The following is an 18520-nucleotide window of genomic DNA, read 5'->3' on the forward strand; positions in this document are numbered from 1 at the left end:
ATGAGAGTTGTTTTACAACGATCAAAGGAAGCGTCTGTCACAGTAAATGGTGAGATTATAGGGCAAATTCCGTTCGGTCTAACATTGCTAGTTGGCATTACGCACGAAGATACAGAAAAAGATGCAACTTACATTGCAGAAAAAATTGCGAACTTACGTATTTTTGAAGATGAGAGCGGAAAGATGAATCATTCTGTACTTGATGTAGAAGGACAAGTTCTATCTATTTCGCAATTTACATTATACGGAGATTGTCGCAAGGGAAGACGTCCAAACTTTATGGATGCTGCGAAACCTGACTATGCAGAGCGTTTATACGATTTCTTTAATGAAGAAGTTCGCAAACAAGGATTGCATGTGGAAACAGGGAAGTTCGGAGCAATGATGGACGTTTCTTTAATCAATGATGGTCCGGTGACCTTAATTGTAGAAAGTAAATAGTGTTGATAAAAAAGAGAGGATTATATAATCCTCTCTTTTTTATACATTTCGGCAATTCATCTTCATCTGATTTGTGTTACGGGTGAAGCCTAACAATTCAGGTGAAGATGAATTGCCGTGAGAAGGTAGGTTGAACCCTTTTTGTTTCGTTCATAACAATTTTTTGATGGCGAATGTTTGTTTCTTTTTGTCTTACGATATAATCTGTTGTAGATAAGGAGGGAATATATCGTAAGACAACGAAATTGGATAATAATCATTATTCGATTACTTGAGCTAAAAGAAATTTCGATGAAGAACATGTTCATATTTTGTTCCGTTTCATTCCAAATATTGATTTGTCAAAAGTAATGAATAATTTTAATGAACTCTCTAAGAAAGGTGGTGAAAACAATGGCTAGAAAGAAAGCAGTGAAAGTATTACGAAAACAAAAGAAAAGAGAAACCATGCAACGATTCACGCAAAAACAGAATATCGGACGGGCTTGCCTCACAGCTAAAGAATTCCGCTTACTGCAACGCATGTCACATAGTTCAAAAGCATTGCGAAATGTTGGATTGTACACAATGAAACAAAGTTATTTGAACCATAATAAAATGGCTACTGTAAAAGAAATGGATACTGCCATGCAAGCTGATATGAATTACTCGGGCATTCAATCAAACTCTGTTCAGGCCATTCGTAGAGCCTTATATGCAGAAGTAAAAAGCTTTTTTAAAGCATTGGAACAGTGGAAGAGAAAACAAGAAACCTTCACAGGTCGTCCTAAGTTTCCGAATTATTCTCGTTCAACTGACAAACGAATTATTGAGATCTATCAAGTTCCAAAAGTGGATAATAACGGGTATTGGATGATTCCGATGAATGTTGCATTCAGAAAAAAATTCGGTTCCATTAAAATACGTATGCCTAAAAACTTAAGAAATAAAAAAATCTCCTACATTGAAATTGTACCGAAGCAAAAAGGTCGGTTCTTTGAGGTGCATTACACATATGAAATGCACGTTTCTCAAATGAAGAAACCATCCACGACTACTAGTAGCGCTTTGAGTTGCGATTTAGGTGTAGACAGATTAGTAAGTTGCGCAACCAATACAGGTGATGCATTTTTAATTGATGGAAAAAAACTAAAATCCATTAACCAATACTTCAACAAAATGATGCGTAATCTGCAACTGAAAAATATAGAAAATGGACTTTCAAAACGTGTTGTAACGAATAGAATGGCTGCACTTTGGCATAAACGAGAACGACAAATAAATGGTTACATTTCACAAACTGTAGGCCTGTTGTTTAAAAAAGTGAAAGCATGTAACATAGATACGGTTGTCGTAGGGTATAACGCTGGTTGGAAACAAAAATCTGATATGGGAAAAAAGAATAATCAAACATTTGTGCAAATCCCATTTCATAAATTGATTGCAGCGATTGAGAATAAATGTATAAAAGAAGGTATACGATTTTTAAAACAAGAAGAAAGCTATACTTCAAAAGCTAGTTTTCTTAATAAGGATCCGGTTCCTGTTTGGTCTAAGGAAGATAGGACGCATTATCTCTTTAGTGGCAAACGAATCACTCGTGGTCTGTACCAAAGTAAAGCAGGAACGTGTATCCATGCTGATATTAATGGTGCATTGAATACATTGCAAAAATCAAAGGTTGTAGAATTGGATGACAATCTCAAAGTGAAAACGCCGATTCTATTAGAAGTGCAAAAACGTAAGGCTGTTGCTTCGCGCATAGCTTAGTGGGTGCGTCAACCATCCATGTGTACTCGACTTGTCGGGGCTTGTAGCACACGCCGGATTCATCTGAGTGGTGGCTTCTTCCATAAGGAAGAACTGCTCTTTTTCAAAAGGGTGGTGCAAGTGGGAAAACGATAGTTCATTGCCAGTACCAACCAAAAACATACTTGGGGTGTTACCGTAAGGTGGCATGAATTCTAGAGCGTCAAACTGTCTGAAAAGACCTAGATTTCTAACTCAAGCCCTCACTGAAACGTTTTAACTCAGTGGGGGAGTTGGCACATTGTTGTATGTTTTGTTCATTTATCCCGCTATTTGTGGACAGTGGCCTCCCGCGGATTAAAGGTTCACTTTCTTTGGAATCAATAGCTTCTGCATTTATGTATAACTCTCTCATCAATATGGAACAATAAAAAGTAAAACATCCATATTGAATGTGAGGGATATACGTATGCGTATGAATGAAAAAGGGCATTCTGTTACAAATGGTGCAAATCAACTATTTAACGTGAATTTTCATGATTTTATTTCAAAAGAGCAAAACAATACTTCAATGGAGCTTGCTTCCGAGTTTGGGATTTCTCTTCAAGATGTAAAGCGTTTAAAGAAGCAGATTGAACGTTCTTAGAGCACTTGACAATCCTACTTAACAAACGTATAGTAATTTTATATTTACATATGAATATAACCGTTGATAGAGAAGAGTAAATGAGACACACATGGAAAGAGAAGGAATGTCTTAGGCTGAAAACATTTCTGCATGATGACTGATTGAATGACACTCTAGAGGTTTCAACTTGAACGGCATATATGCTTAGTAGGGATGAACGCATATTTAAGCGTTATTAAAAAAGTGGAAGCATACGTGCTTCAATTAGGGTGGCACCACGGGTATAATACTCTCGTCCCTACTGTTTAAACAGTAGAGGCGGGAGTTTTTTTATTTTTATTAAGATTAAAACAATTTGAGGAGGAACTGAATATGTCTATTCAAATCCCACGCGGAACGCAAGATATTCTTCCAGGCACTGTTGAGTTATGGCAGTATATCGAAGGGCAAGCACGCGAAATTTGCCGTCGTTACAATTATAAAGAAATTCGTACACCAATTTTTGAGCACACTGAGCTATTTTTACGCGGTGTTGGTGATACGACAGATATCGTACAAAAAGAAATGTACTCATTCCAAGATCGTGGAGAGCGCAGTTTAACATTACGTCCAGAAGGTACTGCACCTGTTGTACGTTCTTACGTTGAAAATAAAATGTTTGGTGATGCAACACAACCAACGAAATTATACTATATCGGTCAAATGTTCCGTTATGAAAGACCACAAGCAGGTCGCTATCGTCAATTCGTACAATTCGGTATCGAAGCAATCGGCAGTAATGACCCTGCAATTGATGCAGAAGTAATTGCACTTGCTGTTGAATTTTACCGCGGCATGGGCTTGAAAAATATTAAAGTTGTATTAAACAGTTTAGGTGACGCAGCGAGCCGTCAAGCACACCGTGATGCATTAATCGCACACTTTGAGCCACGTATCGGCGAATTCTGTTCTGACTGTCAATCTCGCTTAGAAAAGAACCCACTTCGAATTTTAGACTGTAAGAAGGACCGTAACCATGAATTAATGGCAACAGCACCATCTATTACAGAATACTTAAACGAAGATTCAGCAGTATACTACGACAAAGTTCAAGAACTATTAACGATGATGGATGTTCCATTTGAAAAAGATCCGAACTTAGTGCGTGGTTTAGACTACTACCAACACACTGTTTTTGAAATTATGAGTGAGGCAGAAGGTTTCGGTGCGATCACTACATTAAGCGGTGGTGGCCGTTATAACGGACTTGTACAAGAAATCGGTGGACCAGAAATGCCAGGTATCGGTTTTGCAATGAGTATTGAACGTTTAATTATGGCGCTAAAAGCTGAAAACATTGAATTACCACTTGAACATAGCATTGATTGTTACGTTGTAGCGCTTGGTGAAAAAGCGAAAGACCATGCTGCAAAAGTTGCGTTCGATCTTCGTAAAGCTGGGTTATCAGTTGAAAAAGATTATTTAGATCGCAAAATGAAAGCACAATTTAAATCAGCAGATCGTCTAAAGGCGAAATTTGTAGCTGTATTAGGAGAAGATGAGCTAGATAAAGGCATCATTAACTTAAAAGATATGGCAACAGGTGAACAAGAAGAAGTAGCGTTAGATGTATTTGCTTCATACGTAGCAGAGAAATTAATATAGGGGGAACTTACAGTGGCTGAAAGAACACATGCATGTGGAAAAGTAACAGTAGAAGCTGTTGGACAAACAGTTCAATTAAAAGGTTGGGTACAAAAACGCCGTGACTTAGGTGGATTAATCTTTATCGATTTACGTGACCGTACAGGTATCGTACAAGTTGTATTTAACCCAGAAACATCAAAAGAAGCGTTAGAAGTAGCAGAAACAATTCGTAGCGAATACGTATTACACATAGAAGGTACAGTTGTTGAACGTGGTGAAGGCGCAATTAATGACAATATGGCAACTGGTCGTATTGAAGTACAAGCAACGAAAGTAAATGTATTAAACGCAGCGAAAACAACGCCAATTATTATTGCTGATGATACAGATGCATCAGAAGATGTGCGTTTAAAATATCGTTATTTAGACTTACGTCGACCTGTAATGTTCAACACATTCAAAATGCGTCATGACGTAACAAAAACAATTCGTAACTTCTTAGATACAGAAGAGTTTTTAGAAGTTGAAACACCAATTTTAACGAAGAGCACACCAGAAGGAGCTCGTGACTATTTAGTACCAAGTCGTGTACATGATGGTGAATTCTATGCATTACCACAGTCACCACAGTTATTTAAACAGCTTCTTATGGTCGGCGGATTTGAGCGTTACTATCAAGTAGCACGTTGTTTCCGTGACGAAGATTTACGTGCAGATCGTCAACCAGAATTCACGCAAATCGATATTGAAGCTTCATTCTTAACACAAGATGAGATTTTAGAAATGATGGAGCGTATGATGACGAAAGTTATGAAGGATGCAAAAGGTGTAGAAGTTAGTGCACCATTCCCTCGTATGAAATATGCTGATGCAATGGCTCGTTACGGTTCTGATAAGCCAGATACACGCTTTGAAATGGAACTAACAGACTTATCTGAGTTTGCAGCAGGTTGTGGCTTTAAAGTGTTTACAAGTGCTGTAGAAAGCGGCGGACAAGTAAAAGCAATTAATGCAAAAGGTGCTGCAAGTAAATACTCTCGTAAAGACATCGATGCATTAACTGAATTCGTGAAAGTATACGGTGCAAAAGGTCTAGCTTGGCTTAAAGTTGAAGAAGACGGCTTAAAAGGACCGATTGCGAAATTCTTTGGTGAAGAAGATGCAAACGTGTTAATGAGTACATTAGAAGCTACTGCTGGCGACTTATTACTATTCGTAGCAGATAAGAAGAGCATTGTTGCAGATAGCTTAGGCGCACTTCGTTTACGTCTAGGTAAAGAGCTTGAGTTAATTGATGAAAGTAAATTTAACTTCCTATGGGTAACTGATTGGCCACTTCTTGAGTACGATGAAGATGCAGATCGTTACTTCGCAGCTCATCATCCATTCACAATGCCATTCCGTGAAGACGTTGAGCTATTAGAAACAGCGCCAGAAAAAGCGCGTGCACAAGCATATGACCTTGTATTAAACGGTTATGAGCTTGGTGGTGGATCACTTCGTATTTACGAGCGTGACGTACAAGAAAAAATGTTCAAAGCACTTGGATTCTCACAAGAAGAAGCGCAAGAGCAATTCGGGTTCTTATTAGAAGCATTCGAATACGGTACACCACCACACGGCGGAATCGCATTAGGTTTAGATCGTCTTGTTATGTTACTTGCAGGCCGTACGAACCTTCGTGATACAATTGCATTCCCGAAAACAGCAAGCGCAAGCTGCTTATTAACAGAAGCTCCAAGCCCAGTTGCAGAAGCACAGCTTGAAGAGTTAAACTTGAAATTAAGCTTGAAAGAAGAGAAGTAAGAATAGGGTCTAGATGGTTATACTATAACCATCTAGACTTTTTTTGAGGGGAAGTTTAAAAAGTCCGGTTCTCGAGTAGTTAAAGCTACACTGCGCTCCTCCTGGCATAAGCGCCTCGATCTGCTCGGTTCTTTAAATCCTCTTTTTTAAACGTGTATTTAGGAAGAAGTAAAATTCTGGTCTATGTTTTCATTCTCGAAATATGTATTTTTAGGAATTCTATAACTTTTTCTATACAAATAGTCGGAAAAACGCTAGAATACATGGTAGACCATTTTTGTAATAGGAGTGTAGAGCTGAATGTTACATCAATTTTCACGTAATGAATTAGCCTTCGGTAAAGAAGGACTTGAAATATTAAAAAATAGTACAGTCGGTATTTTAGGAATTGGCGGCGTAGGGTCATTTTCAGCTGAAGCGTTAGCGCGTTCTGGAGTAGGACGTCTCGTATTAGTTGATAAAGACGTTGTAGATATTACAAACGTAAACCGTCAAATTCACGCTTTAGTATCTACTGTAGGACGTTCAAAAGTAGAATTAATGAAAGAGCGTATTGCAGACATTAATCCGGAATGTGAAGTAATTGGACTAGAAATGTTTTATACAGATGAAACATATGAAGAGTTCTTTAAACACGGTTTAGATTTCGTAGTGGATGCATCTGATACGATTACGTTCAAAATCCATTTAATTAAACAATGTTTACGTCGTAAAATTAAAATTATCTCATGTATGGGTGCAGCAAATAAAATGGACCCAACTCGTTTCCGTATTGCGGACATTTCTAAAACACATACAGATCCGATTGCGAAAGTAATTCGTACGAAGCTTCGTAAAGAGGGTATTAAAAAAGGTGTAAAAGTTGTCTTCTCTGACGAAAACCCAATCGTAATTCGTGAAGAAGTACGTAAAGAAATCGTACCAGACGAGAATGCAAAAATTCGTAAAGCGAAATTACCCCCTTCTTCAAATGCATTCGTACCATCTGTGGCAGGCTTAATTATGGCAAGTCACGTTGTACGTGAACGTATTAAAAATGTAGAAGTGAAACGTGTAGGGCAAGAATAAAAGAAAAGCATATATCCATTTTGGATATATGCTTTTTTATATGTATTAAAGAAATATGGATATTTGCATCACTACTAGTTCAAATGTAAGTAAGGTTAGTAAGTAATAATCATATTTATCTGATTTATAGGCGGATGTCTTTTTTAGACTGTTAATGGTGAAAAGAGCTAAAGTCAGGACGAGAAAGCCAAGAGTTATTTTGAAGATTATTAATGAAATAGCAACCATCTCCCTTTAAAGGTATATGTTTATAATAACATTTTAGTAAAAATTATCCAATCTGTTTTAGGAGTTTCCTTGTATGACAGGGAGGAATGTTATTGTCAATCTTTGTCGTTAAATCGATCTCCTTTATTGAATCGTTGATATATTGCAAGTTGTGATAGATATATTTGAAAAATCGTTGATATATTGCAAGTTGTGATAGATATATTCGAAAAACCGTTGATATATTGCAAGTTACGATAGATATATTCGAAAAATCGTTGATATAAATTCATTTACCAACATGTATATATATGGTTCACCGAAAACAAACAAGGATGTCACTTAGTTAAAAAAGTGACATCCTTGTTTGTTAATTCTCTGCAGAATATATAATATCTAAATTTCCATTTTGATCTGTCTTGAAAATGGGAGCAATCTGTTCTTCTTGTTCTTCAACCGAAACAAGTTTTCGAGCGCGATCCATAATTCGAACAAGCATCGCGTAATCTTCTTCGATTGCTTGTTGTTTTTTTGTGAGTACCGCTAATTTCGTTTCAAGTTCATGATTTGTTTTTTGCAGAGAAATGAGCTGAGCTTGTAATACATCATTTTCAGTTTGCAACTTTGCAAGTGAAGGATTTTTATGTTCTAAATTTTGTAAAAATGAGATGACATTTTGCATTGTAAGATCTTGTTTACTTGGCGTAATATCTTCTGAAAAATCGGCGTCAATTACCAGTTGCTTCGTTTTTGTGAACCGATCTTTTTCTATATTAGCTTCAGAACGTTTTAATTCTTTACGTTGTTTTTTTGCAAGCTGCACCGCATCTTCGTAATTCGGTCTTACTTCAGCATTCCATCTAAAACCACAAGCTGCGGAAGTGCGATTTAAAGCGTCGCCGACTTCATCAAACGCTTTTATTTGTGTGCTTCCGCTGCGAATATGTCGCAAAACAGTTTCTGCTAAAAGGAGATCATCTTCTTTTGTCCATGCATCTTGACGTGTTTTCATAAGCGAAGCCTCCATAATGGTGACGTTTTCGTTTATGTTACCCTTTATTTTTCGTTTTATTCGAAGTTTGTAATCTTTCATAAACGGTAGAAAGTGCTTGCTCAAATTTTCCTGTCGTTTTTGGTTTATAATATTGCTTGTTTTTTATTTTATCAGGTAAGTATTGTTGCCTTACCCAGCCGTTTGGATGGTCGTGTGGATATAAATATCCAATGCCTCTTCCGAGTGATTCTGCGCCTTTGTAATGACTATCTTTTAAATGGCTTGGAATGTCACCTGTTTGACCGTTGCGTAAATCGTGTAATGCAGCATCAAGTGCTTTATAAGCTGAATTTGATTTTGGTGATAAGCATAGCTCTATAACGGCATTTGCAAGTGGGATGCGTGCTTCTGGGAATCCAACTCGTTCAGCTGATTCAATTGCAGCTAGTGTACGCGGTCCAGCTTGCGGGCTAGCAAGTCCAATATCTTCATAAGCCATAATAAGAAGGCGTCTGCCAATACTTTGTAAATCCCCTGCTTCAATAAGGCGTGCTAAATAATGGAGCGCTGCATTTACATCACTTCCGCGCACTGATTTTTGAAATGCTGATAATACGTCATAATGAGCATCGCCGCCTTTGTCGTGAACGAAGCTCTTCTTTTGTAAGCATTCTTCTGCAATCTCGAGTGTGATTTCAGCCGCTTGATCGTCTGTAGTAAAGCTAGATAATACAGCAAGTTCAAGCGCGTTATAAGCGGAACGCATATCACCACCAGAGGCGTTTGCAAAGTGATGTAGTGCTTCATCTGTTACCGTTACAGCATATTCTCCAAGGCCTTTTTCTTTATCTTCTAAAGCTCTTTTTAACCCAATTAAAATATCATCTTCTGTTAGTGCGTGTAATTCGAAAATTTGACACCTGCTTCGAATAGCGGAGTTTATTGCATGGAATGGATTACTTGTCGTTGCACCAATTAAAGTAAGAAGTCCGCTTTCTAAGTGAGGTAATAGAAAGTCTTGCTTTGCTTTATCTAGACGGTGAACTTCATCTAAAATTAAAACGAGGTGTCGATGCATCTTTGCTTCTTGTACGACAACTTCCATATCTTTTTTATTGTGAGTAACAGCGTTTAATAGACGAAACGGGGTACCGGTACTTCCTGCAATTGCACTGGCAATGGATGTTTTTCCTGTACCTGGAGGACCGTATAAAATCATAGATTGAAAATGATTTGCTTGGACCATTCGCCATAAAATCTTTCCTTCACCAACTAAATGCTGTTGCCCAATAATTTCTTGAATATTTGTAGGGCGCATTCGATGTGCGAGTGGTTGTTTCATTTAGACCGTCTCCCTTAATATATAATCTCGTTCTATCGTATCATTTTTTTCTACGGAATTTGAAATAGGATGCTGTTTTATGGGAAAAATGAAGATGAATATTTTCATTTTTCTTTCAATTGTAATAATTTCCGAGTTTTTCAATGTGATTTTATGTTATCATTTTGATACACAAGTTGAAATTTCTTATAATACTATATTATGCTATAATTTCATAGGATTTTAAATTGTGTTCTTTTTATAAATAAGATATAACCAATAGAAGTGAAAATTTGAAAAGAGGTGCAAAATAGATGAAGATTTCAACAAAAGGCCGCTATGGCTTAACAATTATGATTGATCTTGCAAAAAAGTTTGGTGAAGGTCCAATTTCATTAAAATCAATTGCGCAGGCGCATGACTTATCCGAGCATTACTTAGAGCAATTAATTTCACCACTTCGTAACGCTCGTCTTGTAAAGAGTACGCGCGGGGCATATGGCGGATATGTATTATCTGATCAACCGGCTAACATTACAGCTGGGGATGTAATCCGTGTATTAGAGGGACCAATTAGTGTTGTAGAAATGATAGAAGAAGAAGAGCCAGCACAGCGCCAGTTATGGATGCGTGTTCGTGATGCGGTGCAAGAAGTGTTAGATAGTACAACGTTAGAAGATTTAGTACGTTATGAGGAAGAAAATCACGGGGGCTATATGTTTTACATTTAATTCCTTGTGAAACGATTTGGAAAGAAGGAGATTTAATGGAACGCATATACTTAGATCATGCTGCGACATCTCCGACTCACCCAGAAGTGGTCGAAAAGATGATTCCATATATGACAGAAATATTCGGGAACCCGTCTAGTATTCACTTTTATGGACGTCAAACTCGTCACACAGTAGATGAGGCGAGACGAGTGTGTGCACGCAGCATTCATGCGAATCCGAATGAAATTATATTTACGAGCGGTGGTACAGAAGCTGATAATTTAGCGCTTATAGGTGTAGCACGTGCGAACCGTCATAAAGGTAACCACATTATAACGACGCAAATTGAACATCATGCGATTTTGCATACGTGCGAATTGTTAGAGCGTGAAGGGTTTGAAGTGACATATTTACCTGTCGATGAAACAGGACGCATTCAAGTTACTGACATACAAAAGGCATTAACTGAAGAGACGATTCTTGTATCTATTATGTTTGGGAATAATGAAGTAGGGACAATGCAACCAATTGTGGAAATAGGAAAGCTGCTAAAAGAGCATCAAGCTTATTTCCATACAGATGCGGTACAAGCTTACGGTTTAGTAGAAATTGACGTGAAAGAGTTTGGTATTGATTTATTATCAATTTCAGCTCATAAAATTAATGGGCCAAAAGGTGTAGGGTTCTTATACGCTGGTGCAAATGTGAAATTTGAGCCGTTATTAATAGGCGGAGAGCAAGAAAGAAAACGCCGTGCTGGTACGGAAAATGTGCCTAGTATTGCTGGGCTTCAGCATGCAATTCTTATAGCTGAAAAAACTCGTGAGCAAAAAAATGCCCAATATGAAGAGTTTAAAGATATAATGGTATCTGTCTTCAAAAATGAAGGCATTACTTTCGAGGTAAACGGAAACTTAGAACATCGCTTACCGCATGTGCTTAATGTAAGTTTTACAGGAATGAACATTGAACCGTTTCTTGTGAACTTAGACCTAGCTGGCATTGCAGTATCAAGTGGTTCTGCTTGTACAGCTGGTTCGATTGATCCATCACATGTATTAGTAGCGATGTTTGGAAAAGACTCCGATCAAATACGTTCATCCGTACGCTTTAGTTTTGGACTTGGAAATACGAAAGAGCAAATTGAAAAAGCGGCGTACGAAACAGTGAAAATCGTGAAGCGATTAACACAAAATTAGCATGGGAGGTGACATGATGAACAAACTACCTCAAGAAACACGCGTTGTCATCGGAATGTCCGGTGGCGTCGATTCATCTGTAGCAGCACTTTTATTAAAAGAGCAAGGTTATGATGTAATCGGAATTTTTATGAAAAACTGGGATGATACAGATGAGAATGGTGTCTGCACAGCAACAGAAGATTACAATGATGTAATTGAAGTGTGTAACCAAATTGGTATTCCGTATTATGCAGTAAACTTTGAAAAACAATACTGGGATAAAGTATTTACTTACTTCTTAGATGAGTACCGAGCTGGTCGTACACCAAACCCAGATGTAATGTGTAATAAAGAAATTAAATTTAAAGCATTTTTAGAGCATGCAATTGCGCTTGGTGCCGATTATGTAGCAACAGGCCATTATGCACGCGTTGCTTATATGGACGGCGAATATAAAATGCTTCGCGGCGTTGATGACAATAAAGATCAAACATACTTCTTAAATCAATTAAGCCAAGAGCAATTATCAAAAACAATGTTCCCGTTAGGTGAATTAAAGAAACCGCAAATTCGTGAAATGGCGAAAGAAGCTGGCTTAGCGACAGCGGCGAAGAAAGATAGTACAGGTATTTGCTTCATTGGTGAGCGTAACTTTAAAGATTTCTTAAGTAACTACTTACCAGCACAACCAGGTGTAATGCAAACATTATCTGGTGAAGTGAAAGGAAAGCATGACGGTTTAATGTACTATACAATTGGACAACGTCATGGCCTTGGAATTGGTGGTAACGGTGATCCGTGGTTTGCTGTTGGGAAAAACTTGAAAGAAAACATTTTATATGTTGATCAAGGATTCCATAACGAACTTCTATATGGTGATGAAGTTATTGCTACGAATGTAGGATGGGTAAGTAACAAAGCAAAAGAAACAGAATTTAAGTGCACGGCGAAATTCCGTTATCGTCAAGAAGACAATAAAGTAACGGTTCAAATCGTTGATGAAAATACAGTTCGTATTCTTTGTGATGAGCCAATTCGTGCAATTACACCAGGACAAGCAGTTGTGTTCTATGATGGAGATGAGTGCTTAGGCGGTGCTACAATTGATGAAGTATACCGTAGTGGTAAGAAATTGGATTATTTAGGATAAATGAGAAGCCTCTGCCGATTAGCGGTTAGAGGTTTCTTTTACATAAAGCGAATTTTCGTTCGCTTGGAAAATACATTCTTTGTTATAATTTGTTGTAGAGGTGAAGGACATGTCAAACAAACTTGAAACAGGTATTCAATATATGCAAGAAGGAAACTGGGAAGAAGCAGCTAAAAATTTTACAGAAGCAATTGAAGAGAATCCGAAAGATGCGCTTGGATACATTAATTTTGCAAATTTATTAGACGTATTAGGTGATAGCGAGCGAGCGATTTTATTTTATAAACGTGCATTAGAGTTAGATGATAAATCTGCAGCTGCTTATTATGGCTTAGGAAACGTATATTATGGCCAAGAGCAATTTACTGAGGCGAAAGCTGTATTCGAACAAGCCATGCAAGCTGGATTACAATCAGCTGATGTAACATTTATGTTAGGTATTACACATGTACAGCTTGGAAATGATCGTCTTGCACTACCATTCTTACAAAGAGCAACAGAATTAGATGAAAACGATGTAGAAGCTGTATTCCAGTGCGGACTTTGCTTTGCACGACTAGAACATATTCAAGAGGCGAAACCTTATTTTGAAAAGGTATTAGAAATGGATGAAGAGCATGCAGATGCGTATTACAATTTAGGTGTTGCTTACGTATTTGAAGAAAATAACGAGAAAGCTCTCGCTTTATTTAAGAAAGCAACTGAAATTCAGCCAGATCACTTTTTAGCTGGTAATGGCGTTCGTTTATTAGAGCAAGAAGCTGAATAAGATGAAAATATAGTTTAATGGGTAGTTATCCCTCATCTAAAAAGGTGGGGGATGTACTGCTCATTAAAGTGAAAATATCGGAAAGGAGAGGAAAGATGGGAAATCAACATGCAATGGATTTGTTTGAGGAAGAGAAAAAATTTATAAAAGCGCAAGTTCTTCATACCATTTTCCACAACGAAGAAAACCTCTATTCCGTTGTCAGTATGAAAGTCATTGAAACGAATGAAACGTATGACGAAAAGAAAGTAATGATAAACGGTCATTTTCCCCGCATGCATGAAGATGAAGTGTTTACATTGACAGGTCACTTTAAGGACCATCCAAAGTATGGAAAACAATATATGGTTGAAACATTTAAAAAAGAATTGCCGCAAACAAAAGCAGGTATGGTGCAATATTTAGCGAGTGATTTATTTAAAGGGATAGGAAAGCGTACAGCGGAAAAAATTGTGGATCATCTCGGGGAACATGCTATTTCTAAAATTATGGATGACCCTGAGGCGTTAAATGGTGTTGTTAACAAACAAAAGGCTCAGGAAATATATGAGACAATTGTTGAACATCAAGGATTAGAGAAAGTAATGAGCTTTTTAAATGGTTACGGTTTTGGAACGAAACTTTCTATTAAGATTTACCAGCAATATAAAGAGATGACATTAGAAGTGATTCGTAATAATCCGTATCAACTTATTGAAGAAGTGGACGGGATTGGTTTTGGACGAGCGGATGATATAGGGCGTGCGTTAGGAATATCGGGTAATCACGACGACCGTGTACGAGCGGGATGTTTTTACACATTAGAGAATGTCTCATTGCAACTTGGTCACGTTTATATGAGGAAAGATCAACTTGTAAGAGAAACGATGTCACTTTTAAACAATCAAGAAGGAAGAGTGACTGAGGAAGATATTATAGGTTGTATTGAAACGATGCAAAGTGAAGGGAAAGTCATCATAGAAGAAGAACGAGTGTATTTAGCAACTTTATTCTACTCTGAAAAAGGTGTTGTAAAGTCTATTCGTCGATTGATGAATCAAGAGGAAACACCTTCATTTCCTGAAGCAGAAGTGTTAAAAACATTAGGTGAAATTGAAGAACAGTTGAATGTACAATATGCACCGTTTCAGCAAGAAGCGATTCAAACGGCACTTCATAAACCGATGATGTTATTAACAGGTGGACCAGGAACAGGGAAAACAACAGTTATTAAAGGAATTGTTGAAATGTACGCGTCTCTTCACGGATTATCGTTAAATCCTAATGAATACAGTGATGATAATCCATTTCCAATACTATTAACAGCTCCAACAGGAAGAGCAGCGAAGCGGATGAGTGAATCGACAGGACTTCCAGCTTGCACAATTCACCGTTTACTTGGCTGGACGCCAGAAGGATCTTTCCAGCGTAATGAAACGGATCCTGTCCAAGGTAAGCTCCTTATTATCGATGAATTTTCAATGGTTGATATTTGGCTTGCAAATCAGCTATTTAAGTCGCTGCCGACGAATATTCAAGTTATCGTTGTAGGTGATGAAGATCAGTTGCCATCTGTAGGACCTGGACAAGTATTAAAAGATTTATTAAATGCAGGCGCAGTTCCGACAGTGAAGCTTACTGAAATTTATCGTCAAGCAGAAGGCTCATCTGTTATTCAACTTGCCCATGCGATCAAAGACGGCACACTCCCGCCAGATTTAGCGCAAAATAAAAAAGATCGTTCGTTTATTAGCTGTACAGGGGCTCAAATTGTTGAGGTTGTGAAAAAAGTTTGCGAAAATGCTAAAACAAAAGGCTTTAGTGCAAGGGATGTCCAAGTATTAGCACCGATGTACCGCGGGCCTGCTGGTATTAATGTATTAAACGAAGCGCTGCAACAAGTATTTAACCCGAAAAGGGAAAAGAGTAAAGAAATCCAGTACGGTGATGTTGTATACCGAAGAGGCGATAAAGTATTGCAACTCGTTAATCAGCCGGAGAGCCAAGTGTTTAATGGTGATATCGGAGAAATTGTTTCGGTGTTTTATGCGAAAGAAAACGTTGAGCAACAAGATATGATTATCGTTTCATTTGATGGAATTGAGGTAACGTATACAAAGCCGGATTTAAATCAAATTACGCATGCATATTGTTGTTCCATTCATAAATCACAAGGTAGTGAATTTCCGATTGTTATTATGCCGATTGTGAAAAGTTACAACCGTATGTTACGCCGTAATTTAATTTATACGGGCATTACAAGAAGTAAGAAGTTCCTTATTATTTGCGGGGAGGAAGTAGCTTTCCAATCTGGTGTAAATCGCCTTGATGATGCAATGCGCCAAACAACTTTAGCTAGTCGCTTGCAGGAATCACAAGGAGAAGTACAGATGGTCACAGTTAATGGCGAGGAAATGGACGTGGAAAACATTTCACCGTATGATTTCATGTAACAAGGTGAAATTATATAGTGAAACTTTCAAACGCATAGCGTTGAAAGGCTCCAGCAATGTATAAATGAATGCGGTTTGGACATAATGGCGAATAGAATCTGGGAGACTGTAAGGAGATGAAAGCCATATGTTCATTTGTCCAAATTGCAAAGGGAAAGACATTGGGAAAATAGGTGTCAACCAATTTTATTGCTGGAATTGTTATATCGAATTATCGGTTTCAAAGGGGAAAATCCATACGCATCAAGTTGAGGAAGATGGTTCATTAAGCTCTCTTGATGATTTATTTGATGAGAATGAAAGAACGATCGGATAACGAAAAGGGGGATTTACTTTGAATCTACGCAATTCATTAATCGCATTAGGTGTTGGAGCCGCAGCATATCAATATGCTCGTAAGCAAGATGTATTTTCAAAACGCAATATGAAAAAAGCACGTAAGATGATTAAGTCTTACTTATAATCATTTCGATAAAGTGAAAAACTCCCTTATAGACGAGGGAGTTTTTTTTATGCACTCATATGCAAATAAAAAAGTCCAATTTCTGAGAAAAGATAAGATAGACCGTAACAGCCAACGCCAAGTATTCCATACTGCCATAATTGCTTCGCTTTTTCTTTACGTGAGGAACGAATAAAGAACCCCTTCCAAATACCAAAGCCGATACAAATCCATTCAAGAATCATAAAAAGTGCTGATAATCCAAGCATAAACAAAACCATAATTAGCCCTCCTGATTACATTATTTCATGCTGTATTCTCAGGGGTGGTTGTCCTTGTTATGTTATTTATATGTACGTCTTTAAAAAACAGTATGGTCCGTATGAAAAGATTTTAAAAGTTTCACACATAACCTAACCCATTTATTTTCAAAATAAAGGTGGAGGAGGTTTTTCATGTGAAGAATCTTAAAATCATTTGGATATATCGTTTAGGATTATTGTTACTTGTTTTTCTTTGTTTGCTCGTCTTTTTAAAAATTAAGCCACTATGGGCACCGATTATTTTTGTATTTAAAGTAGCAATTACGCCGTTTCTTATCGCCTGTTTTATTGCGTATTTATTGCACCCTTTAATTGAAAAAATCCATAAGGAAGGAATGCCACGCACACTTGCTATTTTGCTCATTTACATTCTTTTCTTTGGTGGAATTGGTTATGGAATTTATAAAGGAACGCCAGTCGTTATTAAACAGTTACAAGAGATTAATGAACAATTTCCGCAGTTTACAAAGATGTACGATTCGTGGATGGATGGTGTTACAGAACAAACAGCGAATTTCCCGTCGTTTATTCATGAAAAGGTGAAACAAATTTTTGGTGGTGTAGAAACGAAGATTCAAGCACTTTTAAATAAAGTGATGAGTACAGCGCGTGGTGTACTCGATTCATTGCTCATTATTTTCTTAATACCGTTCATTGTATTTTACATATTAAAAGATTATGGTGAGTTTTATCATATCTTTTGGAAATTAGTCCCAAGTAAATGGCGAGGTACGGGGCAAATGCTTGCAAAAGAAATTGATAAGTCACTTGGAAGTTATATTCGAGGGCAGTTATTTGTTTGCTTAGTATTAGGGAGCGTATCAGCTCTTTCTTTTTGGTTTATCGGTATGAAGTATCCATTATTGCTTGGTATTATTATTGGGGTAACGGATATAATCCCATACTTTGGTCCTATTTTAGGAGCAATCCCTACGTTAATGATTGCAGCAACGGTATCAACGAGTTTACTTATTAAGGCGGGGATTACGATTGCTATTTTGCAATTTGTGGAAAGTAACATTTTATCGCCTTACATTGTTGGTAAGTCACTTCGTATGCATCCTGTTATTATTATGCTTGCATTACTAGTTGGGGGGGAAGTAGCTGGTATTGTAGGATTACTAATATCGGTTCCGATTTTAGCAGTTATTCGTACTGTCATTGTTCATGTGAGACCTCTCTTGAAAAAAGAAGATGTGTAAGTATAGAAGCCCTCTATGTAAGAAATGGAGGGCTAATCATATATTTATTTAGAAAGCTGCTCGTGTATCTTTTGGACGAGGGAGCTCACATCATTTGTTTGAATATGTTTTATTTTTTTCCATTCATTATCATACATAAATACAATTTGATTGTTGAAAAGACGCTTTTGTTCTTTTAGATTAGAAATTTTTGCAAAAGAGTACTCTTCAAATATTGGATTCTTACTTACATCTGGTCCATAAAAGAATAGCCTTTTGTTCGTTAAAATCAATAGGCCTGGCCTTGCGACGGAACGATAAATAAATATGTCTAATGAACATGCTGCGTAAAATAATATCGTTTCGTCAGTCGCTAATATGTTTTTAGCTTTGTTAAGTAAGGTTGTCATTGTAATCGCTCCTTTATTTTGTTAATAACAATTTAATTATAGCAAAAAAAGTAATATTTAGAAAATTTTATAAATTATTATTGTAAGGAGATTCCAATTT

19 protein-coding genes and 1 other annotated feature are annotated in these 18520 nt (G+C 37.2%); of the genes, 15 read left to right on the plus strand and 4 right to left on the minus strand.

The features are described 5' to 3' along the window. The 7 genes from RT27_RS28120 (at window position 1) to RT27_RS28145 (ending at window position 7297) form a co-directional block, all read left to right on the plus strand. Window positions 1-441: a D-tyrosyl-tRNA(Tyr) deacylase gene (locus RT27_RS28120; protein WP_043938430.1), complete on the plus strand. Its 441-nt coding sequence runs from the start codon at window positions 1-3 to the stop codon at window positions 439-441. Between the two features lie 311 nt (window positions 442-752). Continuing rightward, the gene (locus tag RT27_RS34970) at window positions 753-842 is read left to right on the plus strand and encodes a hypothetical protein (protein ID WP_157671263.1); all 90 of its coding nucleotides are present in this window, start codon (window positions 753-755) and stop codon (window positions 840-842) included. After that, window positions 835-2190: an RNA-guided endonuclease TnpB family protein gene (locus tag RT27_RS28125; RefSeq protein ID WP_043938431.1), complete on the plus strand. Its 1356-nt coding sequence runs from the start codon at window positions 835-837 to the stop codon at window positions 2188-2190. The genes RT27_RS34970 and RT27_RS28125 overlap by 8 nt, the downstream gene beginning before the upstream one ends. 448 nt (window positions 2191-2638) lie before the next feature. Further along, entirely contained in the window at window positions 2639-2815 is a 177-nt protein-coding gene (locus RT27_RS35460) for a hypothetical protein (protein WP_001242605.1), read from the plus strand. Window positions 2816-2869: 54 nt separating this feature from the next. After that, window positions 2870-3100: a binding site (T-box leader), on the plus strand. A 69-nt stretch (window positions 3101-3169) separates the two neighbouring features. Further along, entirely contained in the window at window positions 3170-4441 is a 1272-nt protein-coding gene (hisS, locus tag RT27_RS28135) for a histidine--tRNA ligase (protein ID WP_000027079.1), read from the plus strand. Window positions 4442-4453: 12 nt separating this feature from the next. Continuing rightward, entirely contained in the window at window positions 4454-6229 is a 1776-nt protein-coding gene (gene aspS, locus RT27_RS28140) for an aspartate--tRNA ligase (RefSeq protein WP_029443349.1), read from the plus strand. A gap of 300 nt (window positions 6230-6529) precedes the next feature. Beyond that, entirely contained in the window at window positions 6530-7297 is a 768-nt protein-coding gene (locus tag RT27_RS28145; RefSeq protein WP_000903182.1) for a tRNA threonylcarbamoyladenosine dehydratase, read from the plus strand. 577 nt (window positions 7298-7874) lie between these two features. On the opposite strand, the gene RT27_RS28150 is transcribed toward RT27_RS28145, so the two are convergent. Continuing rightward, window positions 7875-8516, minus strand: a complete 642-nt coding sequence (locus tag RT27_RS28150; RefSeq protein ID WP_029443348.1) for an RsfA family transcriptional regulator — start codon at window positions 8514-8516, stop codon at window positions 7875-7877. Window positions 8517-8553: 37 nt separating this feature from the next. Next, window positions 8554-9840 (minus strand): replication-associated recombination protein A, encoded by a 1287-nt coding sequence (locus RT27_RS28155; protein WP_000812919.1) that lies wholly within the window; start codon window positions 9838-9840, stop codon window positions 8554-8556. Window positions 9841-10133: 293 nt separating this feature from the next. Between RT27_RS28155 and RT27_RS28160 the strand changes: the two genes are divergently transcribed. From RT27_RS28160 to RT27_RS28190, 7 genes are all read left to right on the plus strand, one after another. Beyond that, window positions 10134-10550, plus strand: a complete 417-nt coding sequence (locus RT27_RS28160) for an Rrf2 family transcriptional regulator (protein WP_000704116.1) — start codon at window positions 10134-10136, stop codon at window positions 10548-10550. A gap of 35 nt (window positions 10551-10585) precedes the next feature. Further along, window positions 10586-11731, plus strand: coding sequence for a cysteine desulfurase family protein (locus tag RT27_RS28165; protein ID WP_016080212.1), 1146 nt, complete (start codon window positions 10586-10588; stop codon window positions 11729-11731). A 16-nt stretch (window positions 11732-11747) separates the two neighbouring features. Then, window positions 11748-12863, plus strand: a complete 1116-nt coding sequence (mnmA, locus tag RT27_RS28170; protein WP_016080213.1) for a tRNA 2-thiouridine(34) synthase MnmA — start codon at window positions 11748-11750, stop codon at window positions 12861-12863. A gap of 109 nt (window positions 12864-12972) precedes the next feature. Beyond that, window positions 12973-13632, plus strand: a complete 660-nt coding sequence (locus tag RT27_RS28175; protein ID WP_000066406.1) for a tetratricopeptide repeat protein — start codon at window positions 12973-12975, stop codon at window positions 13630-13632. Window positions 13633-13727: 95 nt separating this feature from the next. After that, window positions 13728-16064, plus strand: a complete 2337-nt coding sequence (locus tag RT27_RS28180) for an ATP-dependent RecD-like DNA helicase (protein ID WP_000528080.1) — start codon at window positions 13728-13730, stop codon at window positions 16062-16064. 127 nt (window positions 16065-16191) lie between these two features. Beyond that, a complete protein-coding gene (locus tag RT27_RS28185; RefSeq protein WP_000469281.1) occupies window positions 16192-16380 on the plus strand; it encodes a hypothetical protein in 189 nt (62 codons plus the stop codon). Window positions 16381-16398: 18 nt separating this feature from the next. Then, a complete protein-coding gene (locus RT27_RS28190; RefSeq protein WP_001053553.1) occupies window positions 16399-16527 on the plus strand; it encodes a YrzQ family protein in 129 nt (42 codons plus the stop codon). 47 nt (window positions 16528-16574) lie between these two features. Here RT27_RS28190 and RT27_RS28195 read toward each other — a convergent pair whose 3' ends face one another. Continuing rightward, a complete protein-coding gene (locus RT27_RS28195; protein WP_000242539.1) occupies window positions 16575-16787 on the minus strand; it encodes a hypothetical protein in 213 nt (70 codons plus the stop codon). Window positions 16788-16963: 176 nt separating this feature from the next. On the opposite strand from RT27_RS28195, the gene RT27_RS28200 reads away from it, so the two are divergent. Then, on the plus strand, window positions 16964-18031 hold the full coding sequence (locus RT27_RS28200) for an AI-2E family transporter (protein ID WP_043938432.1): 1068 nt from the start codon (window positions 16964-16966) through the stop codon (window positions 18029-18031). A 44-nt stretch (window positions 18032-18075) separates the two neighbouring features. Here the strand turns inward: RT27_RS28200 and RT27_RS28205 are convergent, their stop codons facing one another. Then, window positions 18076-18420, minus strand: coding sequence for a PH domain-containing protein (locus RT27_RS28205; protein ID WP_000209466.1), 345 nt, complete (start codon window positions 18418-18420; stop codon window positions 18076-18078). Window positions 18421-18520 lie beyond the last annotated feature (100 nt).

Origin of the sequence: Bacillus sp. L_1B0_5 (assembly GCF_000836715.1) — a bacterium.
Classification (GTDB): Bacteria; Bacillota; Bacilli; order Bacillales; family Bacillaceae_G; genus Bacillus_A; species Bacillus_A thuringiensis_S.